Source organism: Neoalteromonas facilis (assembly GCF_002807665.1).
Lineage (GTDB): Bacteria > Pseudomonadota > Gammaproteobacteria > Enterobacterales > Alteromonadaceae > Alteromonas_E > Alteromonas_E facilis.
This window is the reverse complement of record NZ_PEAY01000001.1, coordinates 1,007,625-1,022,437: the sequence shown is the minus strand read 5'-3', so window position 1 is coordinate 1,022,437 and position 14,813 is coordinate 1,007,625. Positions and strand designations below refer to the sequence as shown.

14 protein-coding genes and 2 tRNA genes are annotated in these 14,813 nt (G+C 44.5%); 6 read left to right on the top strand and 10 right to left on the bottom strand.

Features of this window, described 5'->3' with window-relative positions:
• Positions 1-47 precede the first annotated feature (47 nt).
• The 9 genes from nth to CSH93_RS04585 form a co-directional block, all read right to left on the bottom strand.
• Entirely contained in the window at positions 48-680 is a 633-nt protein-coding gene (gene nth / locus CSH93_RS04625) for an endonuclease III (RefSeq protein WP_100642016.1), read from the bottom strand.
• An 18-nt stretch (positions 681-698) separates the two neighbouring features.
• Positions 699-1,403, bottom strand: a complete 705-nt coding sequence (locus CSH93_RS04620; protein ID WP_100642015.1) for an electron transport complex subunit E — start codon at positions 1,401-1,403, stop codon at positions 699-701.
• Complete coding sequence (gene rsxG, locus CSH93_RS04615) at positions 1,396-2,043, bottom strand: electron transport complex subunit RsxG (protein ID WP_100642014.1); 648 nt, start codon at positions 2,041-2,043, stop codon at positions 1,396-1,398. The genes CSH93_RS04620 and rsxG overlap by 8 nt, the downstream gene beginning before the upstream one ends.
• Before the next feature lie 10 nt (positions 2,044-2,053).
• The gene (gene rsxD / locus CSH93_RS04610) at positions 2,054-3,106 is read right to left on the bottom strand and encodes an electron transport complex subunit RsxD (protein WP_100642013.1); all 1,053 of its coding nucleotides are present in this window, start codon (positions 3,104-3,106) and stop codon (positions 2,054-2,056) included.
• Positions 3,103-5,253, bottom strand: a complete 2,151-nt coding sequence (rsxC, locus tag CSH93_RS04605) for an electron transport complex subunit RsxC (protein WP_100642012.1) — start codon at positions 5,251-5,253, stop codon at positions 3,103-3,105. Before rsxC ends, rsxD begins: the two co-directional genes overlap by 4 nt.
• Positions 5,253-5,822, bottom strand: a complete 570-nt coding sequence (rsxB, locus tag CSH93_RS04600; RefSeq protein ID WP_100642011.1) for an electron transport complex subunit RsxB — start codon at positions 5,820-5,822, stop codon at positions 5,253-5,255. The genes rsxC and rsxB overlap by 1 nt, the downstream gene beginning before the upstream one ends.
• Positions 5,822-6,403, bottom strand: a complete 582-nt coding sequence (gene rsxA / locus CSH93_RS04595; protein ID WP_100642010.1) for an electron transport complex subunit RsxA — start codon at positions 6,401-6,403, stop codon at positions 5,822-5,824. The genes rsxB and rsxA overlap by 1 nt, the downstream gene beginning before the upstream one ends.
• A 139-nt stretch (positions 6,404-6,542) precedes the next feature.
• Positions 6,543-6,619 (bottom strand) — tRNA-Asn (locus CSH93_RS04590).
• Positions 6,620-6,639: 20 nt separating this feature from the next.
• Positions 6,640-6,716, bottom strand: a tRNA-Asn gene (locus tag CSH93_RS04585).
• Between the two features lie 821 nt (positions 6,717-7,537).
• On the opposite strand from CSH93_RS04585, the gene CSH93_RS04580 reads away from it, so the two are divergent.
• The 3 genes from CSH93_RS04580 (at position 7,538) to CSH93_RS04570 (ending at position 11,911) form a co-directional block, all read left to right on the top strand.
• Positions 7,538-8,881 carry an MATE family efflux transporter gene (locus CSH93_RS04580; protein ID WP_100642340.1) on the top strand — a complete coding sequence of 448 codons (1,344 nt, stop codon included), beginning with the start codon at positions 7,538-7,540 and terminating at the stop codon, positions 8,879-8,881.
• An 8-nt stretch (positions 8,882-8,889) separates the two neighbouring features.
• On the top strand, positions 8,890-10,905 hold the full coding sequence (gene uvrB / locus CSH93_RS04575) for an excinuclease ABC subunit UvrB (protein WP_100642009.1): 2,016 nt from the start codon (positions 8,890-8,892) through the stop codon (positions 10,903-10,905).
• Between the two features lie 79 nt (positions 10,906-10,984).
• Positions 10,985-11,911: a LysR family transcriptional regulator gene (locus tag CSH93_RS04570; RefSeq protein WP_100642008.1), complete on the top strand. Its 927-nt coding sequence runs from the start codon at positions 10,985-10,987 to the stop codon at positions 11,909-11,911.
• Positions 11,912-12,016: 105 nt separating this feature from the next.
• On the opposite strand, the gene queC is transcribed toward CSH93_RS04570, so the two are convergent.
• The gene (gene queC / locus CSH93_RS04565; RefSeq protein ID WP_100642007.1) at positions 12,017-12,706 is read right to left on the bottom strand and encodes a 7-cyano-7-deazaguanine synthase QueC; all 690 of its coding nucleotides are present in this window, start codon (positions 12,704-12,706) and stop codon (positions 12,017-12,019) included.
• An 89-nt stretch (positions 12,707-12,795) separates the two neighbouring features.
• On the opposite strand from queC, the gene queE reads away from it, so the two are divergent.
• From queE to CSH93_RS04550, 3 genes are read left to right on the top strand one after another with little or no spacing between them, the layout of a single operon-like run.
• Positions 12,796-13,470, top strand: coding sequence for a 7-carboxy-7-deazaguanine synthase QueE (gene queE / locus CSH93_RS04560; RefSeq protein WP_100642006.1), 675 nt, complete (start codon positions 12,796-12,798; stop codon positions 13,468-13,470).
• Positions 13,471-13,472: 2 nt separating this feature from the next.
• Positions 13,473-13,907 carry a hypothetical protein gene (locus CSH93_RS04555; RefSeq protein WP_100642005.1) on the top strand — a complete coding sequence of 145 codons (435 nt, stop codon included), beginning with the start codon at positions 13,473-13,475 and terminating at the stop codon, positions 13,905-13,907.
• 4 nt (positions 13,908-13,911) lie between these two features.
• Positions 13,912-14,796 (top strand): type 2 periplasmic-binding domain-containing protein, encoded by an 885-nt coding sequence (locus tag CSH93_RS04550; RefSeq protein ID WP_100642339.1) that lies wholly within the window; start codon positions 13,912-13,914, stop codon positions 14,794-14,796.
• Positions 14,797-14,813: the final 17 nt, after the last annotated feature.

Sequence of the window (14,813 nt, the reverse complement as noted above, 5' to 3'; positions counted from 1 at the left end):
TAGTTAATGGTACCAACAGTCTCTGTAACTCTCGCAGCAGACTTTAGCTACTCTGTTTTTTCTTTAAACTCGCACAAGTCTTCAATAATACAAGAACCACAACGAGGTTTGCGGGCGATGCAGGTGTAGCGACCGTGCAGGATCAGCCAGTGGTGAACATCGACTTTGAATTCTTTCGGAACGACTTTAAGCAGTTTTTGTTCGACCTGATCGACATTTTTACCCATGGCAAACTTTGTACGATTACTGACACGGAAAATATGTGTGTCGACAGCGATCGTGGGCCAGCCAAACGCTGTATTGAGCACTACGTTTGCAGTTTTACGGCCAACGCCAGGGAGCGCTTCTAACGCTTCTCGGTCTTCAGGAACTTGAGAATTGTGTTGTTCAATTAAGATTTTACAGGCCTTAATCACGTTCTCGGCTTTTGAATTAAATAACCCAATGGTTTTGATATAGCTTTTCAGTCCTTCCACTCCGAGCGCATATATAGCTTCAGGTGTATTGGCGACGGGAAACAGTTTGTCCGTTGCCTTATTGACGCCTACGTCCGTTGCCTGTGCAGAAAGTGTAACCGCGACAAGCAATTCAAAAGGAGTAGAAAAATTTAATTCTGTGGTTGGGTGAGGATTCGCATCACGTAACCGGGTTAATATTTCAACGCGTTTTTGGTTATTCATAGCAATATTTAATTGTTTTTATTCCGCGGTAACGCGTGCACGTTCAACGGTTTTGGTTTCTTGTGGTTGACGGCGGGCGAGATGACTATCAAGTGCATTTTTCCCAGCGATGATAAAGCCCATCGCGAGAAACGCCCCAGGCGGCAAAATAGCCAATAAGAACGGGCTATCGGTAGTAAATACGGTGATTTTGAGAACCTTTGCCCAATCACCCAGCAATAATTCAGCTCCTGAAAGTAGGGTACCATTGCCGAGTAACTCGCGTACTGCACCTAATGTAACCAATACTGCCGTAAACCCGACCCCCATGGATAAACCATCATACGCGGCGTATCCTACGGAGTTTTTAGAGGCATAGGCTTCTGCTCGACCAATAATCGCGCAATTCGTCACGATTAAAGGAATGAAAATCCCTAATGCTAAATAAAGTTCGTAGGTAAAGGCATTCATTAACAGTTCAACTACGGTTACGAATGCAGCAATCACCATAACGAAAATGGGGATCCTGATTTCATTTGGCACGACGTTACGAACCACTGAAACGGTTATGTTGGAGCCTATTAATACAAGCGTAGTGGCAAGGCCTAGACCTAAACCATTGGTAACAGTCGCTGTGACAGCCAATAAAGGACATAGACCAAGCAACTGAACCAGTGCCGGGTTATTCTTCCACAACCCTTGTAAGGTCAGGTCTTTTAGTTCCTGCGCGGCTTGGTTACTCATCTGATACTCCCTCAGTATCGGCACAGTCTACAGGTAAGTTAAGCCATTCTTGACTATTGCCTAGTGCGCTTAGTGCGGCTTTTTCAACTTGGTTAACCACAGCTCGGGGCGTGATGGTAGCGCCTGTAAACTGGTCAAACTGGCCACCATCTTTTTTCACTCCCCATTGACTTACGGTTTCATCACTGACCTGTTTACCTGCAAAGGACAAAATCCAATCGCTGATACGCAAGTCTATTTTATCACCGAGCCCGGGTGTTTCTTTATGATCTAATACTCTTACACCAGTTACCGTACCTTCAAGCGTAACACCCACTAGCATGTGAATATTGCCGCTATAGCCATTTGGCGCGGTTGTTTCTAACACGAAGCCAGTTGGCTTGCCGCCTAGTTCCGCGCGATAGATACGTTGCATTCCGCTCTTTGCAAGATCTTCATGTTGGACAAGAGCGCATGTCTGCGTAAGGTCATTGTCATGGTAATGCTTTGGCATTACTTGTTGTAAAGTGGCCTGTAACAGGGAGAGCCGTTGCTGTGCTATTTTCTCCTTGGTACCTTGATAAGTCAGTACGATGGCAGCTGTCGTTACAATCGCAAAACCACAGAGGATAGCACCGTTCTTAGATACACTATTCAGCATGCTCGTCCCTTTATGCCTTATGGCCGTATGTTCTGGGCTGAGTATAATAATCAATCAGCGGAACGGCCATATTCATAATAACCACAGCAAAGGCAACAGCATCTGGGTAGTTGCCAAATAAGCGAATAATAACGATCCAAAATCCAATCATAGCGCCAAAAACTAAGCGGCCTTTCGGTGTTGTACTCGCGGATACAGGATCGGTCGCAATAAAGAATGCCCCCACAACCGCACTGCCATTCAACAAATGAAACAAGGGGGATGGGTGAATATCAGGTGATATGGTGTAGAAAAATAAGCTAACCAGTGCAACAGCGGCCAAGAGACTAACAGGAATGTGCCATGTGATGATACGTTGTTGTAATAACACTATCCCACCAAGCAGGTAGGCAATACTTACCCAGAGCCAGCCCGCACCAGCGCTGCCCATGAAGATGGACGAAGATAACGCTTCAGTATAAGTATTGCCGGACATTACTGCTGTTTTAACATGATCAAGCGGTGTTGCCATTGAAACACCGTCTATGCCCGTTTGCAGTTGCGCAATATCGTATCCTTCAACGGTGAATTGAGTAAACACAACGGCGATGGCATCAACTAAGGATACGCTTTCATATGCGAGGGACTGAGGAGGGAGCCAGTTACTCATTTGCACCGGGAAGCTAATGAGTAGCATGATATAAGCCGCCATAGCGGGGTTAAACATATTGAAGCCTAAGCCGCCATAGAGCTGTTTAACCACAACAATGGCGAAAATACATCCTATAACTATTACCCACCATGGAGCCAATGGGGGGATGCTTATCGCCAACAGCAGCCCGGTCAGTACAGCGCTGTAATCTGCTAATGTTCGTTTTACCGGCTTGTTGCGAAGCTTCAGAACTACCGCTTCTGCTAATACAACCGTGGCGATCGCAAGAATAAGCTGTACCAAAACGCCCCAACCAAAAAATATGCTTTGCGCGATGATCCCTGGTAGTGCGGCATAGCACACAAGTCGCATGACTTGACCGGTGTCTCTTCTAATATGTTGATGTGGAGAACTAGTTAAGGTTAGTTTCATGAGTCTGTACTTTTGTTTTGTGCAGCGTCTTTTTTCGCCTTGGCTTTGGCGATAGCGCGAGCAATTTTTTCTTTTTTATCTTGATCACTAGCCTTTGGTGAAGCAGAGTCACCGGTTTCAGCTTTTACTGTTTCCGCTTCGGCTGCTTGTTTTTTGGCCTTAGCTTTTGCAACGGCCGCTTTGACTTTTGCTTGGCGCTCGTTTGCTGCATCGCTTGATGATGCTGGAGTTTCAGCTTTTACTGTTTCCACGTCGGCTGCTTGTTTTTTGGCCTTAGCCCTGGCTACTGCAGCTTTAACTTTTGCTTGTCGCTCGCTTGCTTCATCATTTGTTGATGCTGATGTTTCAGCTTTTGTTGTAGCCGTTTCGGCTGCTTGTTTTTTTGCTTTAGCTCTTGCTACTGCAGCTTTGACTTTTGCTTGGCGCTCACTTACTTCATCGGTTTCCAATGCTTCAGTGCTTGGGGCGTTGGCTTTAGTCTCTTCCGCTAATGCTTGTTTCTTCGCCTTCGCTCTGGCGATAGCGGCTGCGACTTTTGATTGCTTGCTTTCGGAATTGTCTGATTCAACAGGTGCTTCTGTTTGCGATTTTTTCGCTTTGGCTCTCGCCAATGCCGCTGCAATTTTATCTTTCGCATCGCTACCTGAATTGTTTTCAAGGGCTTGCTTGCGTTGCTCCGCAGCTAAACGGTGTTTTTCTTCTCTAAGTCTCTTTTCTTCAAGCAAGCGGGCTTTGCGCGCTTCAAAGCGTTGTTTAGCCTTTTCTGACTTATCGTCAGCCTCCTGTTGGTTACGAATATCGGCCTTTGCCACCCTGTAGTAATGAACAAGCGGGATCTCACTGGGGCAAACATACGCACATGCACCACACTCAATGCAATCAAAAAGATTGTATTCTTGTGCTTTGTCATACTCTTTGGATTTACTGTACCAAAACAGTTGTTGAGGGAGCAGGCTAGCAGGGCACGCATCGGTGCAATAACCACAACGTATACAGTTTCTCTCTGCGTCAGGCTCGGTTAATTCGGCTTTTTCGGGCACCAATAAGCAGTTTGTTATTTTGACGACGGGCGTGTCTAAACTGGTTAAGGTAAAGCCCATCATTGGGCCGCCCATAATCACTCTTTGGGATTGCTGTAGATGGGGCTTGTAACCCGCATGAGCGAGTAAGTGTGATACGGGTGTACCTAACAATGCCCACACATTTTGGGGTTCTTTTAAGGCGTTACCAGTAAGCGTTACCACACGTTCTATCAGCGGCTTGCCAGAAAAAACGGTATCGGCAATTGCGTAGCAAGTACCGACATTGAACATCACGCAGCCAATGTCTCCAGGTAGTCCTCTGCGAGGTACTTCTCTACCGGTCAGGACTTGTATCAATTGCTTTTCGCCACCGGCAGGATACTTGGTTGGAACAGATACGACGCGAATACGATCATTATCCTGGCATGCAATGGTAAGCGCATTAATGGCGTCAGGCTTGTTATCTTCTATTGCTACCAGTATACATTTAGGTTCCAGTAGGTGAGACAGTACTTCGATACCTTGACGAATTTGCCAGGCGTGTTCACGCATTAGCCTGTCATCAGACGTAATGTAAGGTTCACACTCAATACCGTTGATGATCAGGAATTCAACCGGCTTTTGTGAGTTAGCTTTAATATGGCTAGGAAACCCAGCCCCGCCTAACCCAGCAATGCCTGCATCACAAATAATCTCTACTAATTTAGATTTTTCTAAAGACTGATATTGGCTAACCGGTTGAGGTTCAATCCATGTGTCTTTGCCATCAGGCTGCAAAGTGATGGTTAACTCAGGCATACCAGAAGGATGCGCACTGGTATGTTCGCCGATATCGGTGATAACACCTGAACTCGGTGCATGAACTGGCACAGAAAACGGTAACACAGCACGTGTCAGCGCTTGCCCCTTAAGTACATGATCACCAATATTGATACACAACTCACCTTCAACGCCACTGTGCTGCTTTATCGGGATGTAAAAAATATCCGGTAAAGGTAGCGTAGAAATTGCTTGTGAATTACTCAATGATTTTTGTTGTGGTGGGTGAACGCCACCCGGGAACTGCCAGAGTTCGCCGTGCGTTATCTTTGCAATAATGTCGTCGTAAAGAGGTGTAATCGCCATTATGAAACCATTTTAACTGGGATTGCGTTTGCTGCAGTTTTATTTAGATCCCAACTCCAGGATTGGGCCGTCGGTTTCACCGGCACCATGTCGATACAGTCAACAGGGCAGGGATCAACACATAGATCACAACCAGTACATTCATCGATGATTACGGTGTGCATTTGTTTGGCTGCACCCAGTATTGCGTCGACCGGGCATGCTTGGATGCATTTTGTGCATCCGATGCATTCATCTTCACGAATGAAGGCTACTTTTTTGACATCTTCGACGCCGTGGGCGGAATCAAGTGGTTTTGCTTCTACACCCATTAAGTCTGCTATTTTCTTTATTGTCGATTCGCCACCGGGAGGGCACTTATTAATTTCATCACCATTGGCAATGGCTTCAGCATAGGGTTTACAACCGGGATAGCCACATTGCCCACACTGTGTTTGTGGAAGAATACTGTCAATTTGCTCAACCAATGGATCGCCTTCAACCTTGAAACGGATTGCTGCGTAGCCGAGTACCGCGCCAAATAGAAGCGCTAAAATACCGATTGCGATGATTGCGCCAAATAATGACATCAGAATTTAACCAATCCTATAAAGCCCATGAAAGCCAAAGACATTAAACCTGCTGTTATCATGCCAATCGCCGCTCCTTTGAACGGTAAGGGGACATCTGCAGCTGCCAAGCGTTCGCGCATAGCGGCAAACATGATAAGTACAAGTGAAAAGCCCACTGCAGCACCAAAACCATAGAAAATAGATTGCATAAACGTATGCTGCTCGGTGATGTTTAATAATGCCACTCCCAATACCGCACAGTTTGTCGTGATCAAAGGCAGGAAAATCCCAAGTAGCCTGTAAAGGGTGGGACTTGTTTTATGCACCACCATTTCGGTGAACTGCACGACCACAGCAATCACCAAAATAAAGCTTAATGTTCTGAGGTAATTGATATCCAGTGGCGTCAGAATGTAGGTTTCAACTAAGTAAGACGACATAGAAGCTAAGGTCAGCACAAATGTGGTGGCCATGGACATACCAATCGCGGTTTCTAATTTACTCGACACGCCCATAAAAGGGCAAAGTCCTAGAAATTTAACTAGTACAAAATTATTAACCAGCACTGTACTGACGAGCAGTAAGAAAAATTCTGTCATGTGTTAAGCGTCTTGCGTTTCGATTGCCGAGTGGCAAATGTATGCGACTAAAGCGAGATATAATTATCGCTGTTTACGCAACAATTAACAACTTGATAAATATATGGTTATTCAGAAAGTCTTGCGGAGCACACAAAAGTGGCTCCCCCTCCCCGACTTGAACGGGGGACCTGCGGATTAACAGTCCGTCGCTCTAACCAACTGAGCTAAGGGGGAACAGTTTTGTGTTTGAAAAGTGGCTCCCCCTCCCCGATTTGAACGGGGGACCTGCGGATTAACAGTCCGTCGCTCTAACCAACTGAGCTAAGGGGGACCTGCTTTTCAACGGACGCGAATATTAATGAGCTAGCGGGTTGGTGTCAACATTTGTCTGCGCTATTTTTTAAATAAAATGTATATGTACTTTTTTTGTACAACTCACACAGATCCCGCATCTTATTAAAAGTACTACTAATTACGTTTTTTTACATTTTAAATTTGTAATCTAACTAAAAGTTATTAAAAATACTTTGACCACTGTACGTGTGTTCAGTGTTTAACAAAAGTGTAATGAACCAATGCGCAAATAAAGGTTAGTGATGACTTACCTAAATTTTAACCAATTGCCATTAACATGGCGGTTTTATTGGGGTTGGTTAGTTATCCACTAAATCTGTGGATAAATGTGTGAATAACCGTTCAGGTCATATCCACAAAATTTAGTAAATAAAGTCAATGAATAGTTTGGCAAAAGAATAGAAGTTATAAAAATTTAACTAAAAAACAATAGGTTGTATGTTTGATTGAAAATATGTGTTGATCATATTTCTCGGATCAATTATTGCAAAATTTACCTGTGTGTTAATTAAGCAGACGGTACTGTTTTTGTTGAATTTTTCCAGTATTCAATAGGGCTATGCCAAACCTTGCGTCATGCTTTTGACAGTGCGTTAAACAGCTTTAGTCGTCGATTGAACGTATATGACAGGACAAATACGCAGGTGCCTTGTAAATTCAGGTCACTCAATTGACATGTATAAGTGCAAAATAAACTAATGTGATGTGGACTTTGTTGGTACCATATCGCCACTGCCAAATCTGGTAGGCTTAAAGAGAATTACAGTGACCTTAAAAACGCAAAAAAGCCAAGCAAGTATGCTCGAAGGCGACATAGCCTATACTCTCAAAAAAATGACGATGCCAATGATTTTAGGCATGATCATGCTGATGACGTTCGGTTTAGTCGATACATTTTTTGTTAGTTTATTAGGTACAGAGCCGCTTGCGGCTATTAGTTTCACCTTCCCTGTAACCTTTACGCTAATTAGCTTGAATATCGGTTTGGGCATCGGAACATCTGCCATTATAGGGCGCTATTTGGGGAGTGGTGATACTACACACGCTAAGGAGTTCGCTACCGGGGCGCTGATGTTGGCGACGCTGATGGTTGGCGTACTAGCCATTATTGGCATTTTCACGATTGATCCAATTTTCCATTTTCTGGGGGCAACTCCCGACTTAATGCCTTACATCCGAGACTATATGGTTGTTTGGTATGCCGCTGGAGTCTTTCTTGCCTTGCCGATGGTGGGGAATAGCGTTCTTAGAGCCTCCGGTGATACCAAAACACCGAGTATAATTATGGCAGCAGGTGGCGGAATAAACGCACTTTTAGATCCTATTTTGATTTTCGGAATGGGACCTATTCCAGCCATGGGTATCCAGGGAGCGGCTATCGCAACTATGATTGCTTGGGCTGTAGGTGTGTTTTGGATTTTGTATTTATTGGCGATTAAACGCCAACTTATGTTGCCCCGTCTTTTGACTTTGGACGAACTGCGTTTTACCAGTACGAATATATTGCGCATTGGCTTGCCGGCTGCAGGAGCCAATATGCTAACGCCCATAGCGGGCGGTGTGTTAACCAAAATTGTGTCAGCCTATGGTGCTGGAGCGGTTGCGGCATGGGGAGTCGGCAATCGACTGGAGTCCATCGCCTGTATTGTCGTGTTATCTATGTCGATGTCATTGCCGCCATTAATAAGTCAAAATTTTGGGGCGCAAAAACTTGATCGAGTAAGAGATGCATACAGTATGAGTATCAAGTTTGTGATGATGTGGCAATTAGGCGTTTTTGCGATCATGTGGGTTGTATCACCTTGGATTGCTCAAATTTTTACCGACGATGCCTATGTTGCGGGGCTCATCCAACTGTTTTTAATGATAGTGCCATTGGGTTACGGACTTCAGGGGATCATTATTCTGACTAACTCGTCATTTAATGCCATGCATAAACCAATGGCGGCATTGATACTCAGTGTTATCCGATTATTTGTCTTTTTCGTGCCGCTGGCCTTTTTAGGTAGTCTCCTTTATCAGCTTGAAGGCTTATTCTGGGGCTGCGTTATCGCGAACCTATTGATGGCGGTGGTTTCGTATGTGTGGTTCAAACGCGCTATTCATAAAGATGTGGAAGCGGCATTAGCAGAGCAGGCATAAGGATAAATATGAGCAAAGAATTTGAACTCGTATCGCACTATAAACCTGCAGGTGATCAACCCAAAGCGATTAGCGCGTTGGTTGAGGGCCTAGAAGATGGTTTGGCAACTCAAACCCTGCTTGGGGTAACGGGCTCCGGTAAGACGTTTACCATGGCGAACGTTATTTCTCAGGTTCAGAGGCCGACGTTAATACTCGCCCACAATAAAACCCTAGCGGCTCAATTGTATGGTGAAATGAAAGAGTTTTTCCCCAACAACGCCGTCGAATATTTTGTTTCTTACTACGATTACTATCAGCCAGAAGCCTATGTACCGACAACGGATACGTTCATAGAGAAAGACGCGTCGATAAACGACCATATCGAACAAATGCGTTTGTCAGCCACCAAAGCACTGATGGAAAGGCGAGATGTCGTCATTATTGCGAGCGTTTCCGCGATATACGGCTTGGGTGATCCGCAATCATACATGAAAATGTTGTTGCACTTGCGCCAAGGTGACACCATGGATCAGCGTGATATTTTGCGTCGGCTAGCTGAATTACAATATAAACGCAATGACATTGCATTTGAGCGTGGTAATTTCCGCGTACGTGGTGATGTCATCGATATCTTTCCTGCTGATTCAGATAAGCACGCCGTGCGCGTGGAATTATTTGATGAAGAAATCGATAAGATCAGTATCTTCGATCCTCTAACCGGAGCGGTTGAAAAGCAGGTTATTCGTACTACGGTATTTCCTAAAACACACTACGTTACTCCGAGAGAAAAAATCCTCAATGCGATCGACCAAATAAAAGAAGAGTTAAAAGATCGTAAAACCCAATTGAAGGAAAATCAGAAATTATTAGAAGAGCAGCGGATCAGTCAGCGAACTCAGTTTGATATAGAGATGATGTTGGAACTGGGTTATTGCTCTGGGATCGAAAACTACTCTCGCTATTTGTCTGGCAGAGCGCCAGGAGAACCACCTCCCACTTTACTGGATTATTTCCCAGCAGATGGGTTGATGTTTATCGATGAATCTCACGTCACAGTGTCTCAAATTGGCGCGATGTACAAAGGTGATCGATCACGTAAAGAAACCTTGGTTGAATACGGGTTTAGACTGCCTTCTGCCTTGGACAATCGACCGCTAAAGTTTGAAGAGTTCGAACATATCTCGCCGCAAACGATATATGTGTCGGCAACCCCGGGTAATTACGAATTAGAGCGATGCGATAATGAGGTGGTTGAGCAAGTCGTTAGACCTACGGGGCTCTTAGACCCTCAAATTGAGATTCGCCCAGTTGCTACGCAAGTGGATGACGTACTGTCTGAAATTCATGCCTGCGTAGCAAAAGATGAAAGAGTCCTGATCACTACTCTGACTAAACGAATGGCAGAAGATCTGAGCGAATACCTCAATGAACACGGGGTTAAAGTACGCTATTTGCATTCTGATATTGATACTGTTGAGCGTATTGAAATTATTCGTGATCTTCGCATTGGCAAATTTGATGTATTGGTTGGCATAAATTTGCTTCGGGAAGGTTTGGATATGCCTGAGGTTTCCCTCGTGGCAATTCTTGATGCCGACAAAGAAGGTTTTCTACGCGCCGAGAAGTCGCTTATTCAAACCATCGGGCGGGCGGCACGTCACGTTAATGGTAAGGCAATCATGTATGCTGACAAGATCACCGGTAGCATGCAAAAAGCGATTGACGAAACCAACCGACGTCGAGAGAAGCAGGAAGCTTACAATAAAACGCACAATATTGTACCAATGAAACTGAATAAGCCGATTACCGATATCATGGACCTTGGTGACAGTGCACATCCAGCCTCTGGCCAGATCAAATTGCGTAAAGTCGCTGAAAAACAAAAAGCCTATAAAGCCATGACAGCTACGGAATTGATGGACAAGGTGGCAGAGCTAGAAAAGCAAATGTTTAACTACGCGCGAGAGCTGGAATTTGAGAAAGCTGCAAGTTTACGTGACGAAGTGGAGCAATTGCGTAAACAAATAGTGGCGCTATCGTAAATTAACCGTTGTATTTGCGTTCTGGCTTGCCTACTATAAGAAAGCGTATCAATAACTATACCTATAAAAATGGTGCACCATGTTAAACCGTCTTCAGGAATCTGACATTAAATTGTTGCGGGTTTTTTATGCCGTCGCGAGTTGTAATGGCTTTACTGCTGCTGAACCCGTGCTACGTATGCAACGCCCCAATATTAGTGCGGCGATTAAAAAGCTCGAAGAACGCCTAGATTTAGTACTTTGTCATCGTGGGCGTGGCGGTTTTCAAATGACCAAGGAAGGCGAGATGGTTTTTCAGGAAACCAAACGTATATTCAACGCATTTGATAACTTCGTATTTAACCTTAAAAGTCTGCATGATGATTACTCGGGCCATATCACCATCGTTATGATGGCAGGGCTGCCGCTTTCAATGCAATTAGCCATCAGTAAAGCGGTTAAGAGTACAATGAAGAAATTTGACGACATTCACGTCAATATTCAAACTCGCTTGTACAATGAAGTTGAGCACGTTGCTGTATCTGGTGAATGTCACTTAGTCGTTTCAACCTATGATATGGTTAAGCCTGAGTCCGTGACCTTTCATCCAACCGGTACCACATGTGACGGGCGCTTGTACTGCGCTCCCACGCATCCTCTAGCGAAATACCGCGATTGCCCATTGCCTAAAGATATACGTATTGAAGATTACGCTGCTATCGGTATTAGTGGTTTGTCTTCGGCGAACTATATTGAAGACGAAAGACGGTTAGCCATCCAGACATTTTCTGATTCTTACGACGCGTGTATGTCTGCCATAATGACAGGTGAATATGTCGGCTTGTTACCCGATTATATGCGTAAAGAGCAGGGCGCGAGTTTAGGTTTGGTGCCGATTGCCAATGGAGAATTGTTTAAATTTTCCCATGAGTTATTCATTATGAATGGCAAGAACACACGTTTGAACCCAGTGTTGCGCCATTGCATTAAAGAGTTGTCGTATTTTATTACTGATAGCCAAAAATAAACGTTACTGGTTAAAAGAAAGGCAAGACGTTGGTCTTGCCTTTTTTATATCTAAGCTTTCATTAGAGCCTTAGTGATTCACATCTGAATGACCGTGATATTTTCACTATTCATATTCGAGTGGATCGGTCGCGTGATTGTCACTGAATGCTTCTAAGCGCTCCTGACAGGCGCCACATTTGCCACAGGCTTTTTCCCGACCGTTGTAACAGGTCCAGGTTGACGAATAATCAAGACCCATAGATAAACCGTCTTTCAAAATCTCAGACTTACTATCATGCAAATAAGGTGTCACGATCTCTACAGGTTGATAATTAGCAATTTGGCATACGTCATTCATCTTTTCGACGAATAGGGGGCGACAATCTGGGTATATTGCGTGATCACCGGAATGGGCACCGTAGTAAACTTTAGATGCTTCTAAGGAGACGGCGTAACCTACAGCCAAAGAGAGTAAAATCATATTGCGGTTTGGCACTACGGTCTGCTGCATGGAAGGCTCTTCATAGTGACCTTCTGGCACTTCAATATCAGATGTGAGTGCTGAGCCTGCGAGCAACTGATTGATACTGGTCACGTCAACAACCTTGTGCTCAACGCCAAGAGATTCACATACTTTCGCCGCGACAACCAATTCTTTGCTATGTCGCTGACCATAATTGAATGAAACAGCAGCAACTTTCTGATGCAAACGCAATGCTTTGTGTAATACGGTGAATGAATCCATACCGCCAGAGTAAACAACGACTGCTATGTCATTCGGTGTATGGGGCTGTGCATGTGTTGTTTCGGACATCGTTGATGAAATTCCTCTATTGGCTGAAATATTACGCGCGAAGTGTATGTGATCCCTGTTAAAATCCCAAGTATAGATTATGTAATCAAGTGCCTATGTTAAACGTAAATGAAATATTTGAGACTATCCAAGGAGAGGGTAGCTACACTGGGGTCCCCTCGATATTTGTCAGACTGCAAGGGTGCCCGGTCGGATGCCCATGGTGTGATACACAGCATACGTGGGTTGTTGAAGAGTCAGACCGGATTCCAATTAAGGATATGATGGCCAAGACAAGCGATCAGCAATCATTTGCTGCCATGGCGGTTGCCGATATTATTAGCTTGTTCAATGAACAAGGTTATACCGCCAAGCATGTTGTAATAACCGGAGGAGAGCCTTGTATGTACGACCTTCGCGAGTTTACAAATACGTTGCATGATGCGGGATACCAAACCCAAATTGAGACTAGCGGCACGTATGAAATTAAGTGCTCAGATAAAACATGGGTCACCGTTTCGCCTAAAGTAGATATGCCTGGAGGGTTCCCTATTTTGAAAAGTGCGATGGCGCGAGCTGATGAAATTAAGCACCCGATTGCGATGCAAAAGCATATTGATGAATTAGACGCATTGTTGCAGACACACCCTCACAAGCCGGGCGTATGTGTAAGTTTGCAGCCCATTTCGCAGAAGCCTCGTGCGACAGAATTAGCAATCAGCACTTGTATACAACGAAACTGGCGGCTATCGTTACAAACACATAAGTATTTGGGAATAGAATAAAAGTGATTGATCCCCAAGACGAGCTGGCGCTCGACAATTTCTTCAAAGCGTTAAGTGGCGCGATGAGTGAAGTATCACTCAGTGAATTACTGGCTTTTTATCATGTTCCTTGTGTGTTTGTGTCTAACGAAGACAAAACGATTTGTTCTACTACCGAAGAAGTTACACAACGTTTGGCTAAGCTGTTTGAGCGATGCCAGCAAGCGAACGCCATTCAACACGAAGCCAATATAGTTCACGCGATGAAACTCTCTGACAGTGTTTTATTTGCTAAAGTGAACTGGGACATTAAGAATCGTCAAAATGACGTCTGTTTGACCTGCTCTACGTCGTATACCGTTGAGAAGGGCGGTGAGTTCGGTTTCGATATTATTGTCTCTGTAATTGATGAGGAAGAAAGAGCAATAGAAGATATTTGCTCGACGATGGGTGAATAACGCTATGCGGTTATTATCGCTCGCAAGAGTGTCAAAATTGGTATTTGGGCTAGTATTAAGCCTCAACATTGCCGTTAGCCATGCAGCAGTGTGGAATATCAAATATCCCAGAGCGCTGAATGAAGGTGACTTACGTAATGATTACCCCATCGCGCTTTTGGCGCTGGCATTAGATAAAACCGGTGTTCGTTATCAAATAATGCCATCCGACAGGATCATGCTCCAAGGTAAAGCCCTTAGACAGTTGCGTGAAAACCGCTCTGTCAATGTTGTCTGGAGCATGACTGACGAGCAACGTGAAAAAGACCTAATTCCAATTCGCATTCCTATTTTTAAAGGGTTAATTGGATTGCGCGTCTTTCTGATCCATCGCGATAAACAACAAGCATTCTCGGCTATCTCGTCATTTGCTGAACTGCAAAAATACATACCGGTACAAGGGGAAGATTGGCCAGATACCAAGATACTTCAGTCAAATGGTTTTGACGTGGAGACAGCGACGGAATACTTGGATAACTTTGCGATGTTAAGTCGGTTCCAAGCTGACTTCTTTCCGCGTTCTGTTGTAGAAGTAGCCAATGAACTTGAAATGCCATCGTTAGATCCCGATATCGTGCTTGAGAACACATTGGCAATTCAATATCCCTCTGCCATGTATTTTTTCGTTAATCGTTCAAACCCGACCTTGGCGAAGCTTCTTGAAACGGGGTTGCAGCGCGCATTAGATGATGGCTCGTATGACGCCTTGTTCCAACAGCATTATCAAACATTGGTTGAGACCTTTAATTTGCATGAACGTACCATTTTTAGGTTAGATAATCCCTTGTTGAGTGAAGAAACACCTTTGGATAACACTTCGCTGTGGATAGACGTTACTACCGAAGAGTAAAAAAAAACCTCGCTTCT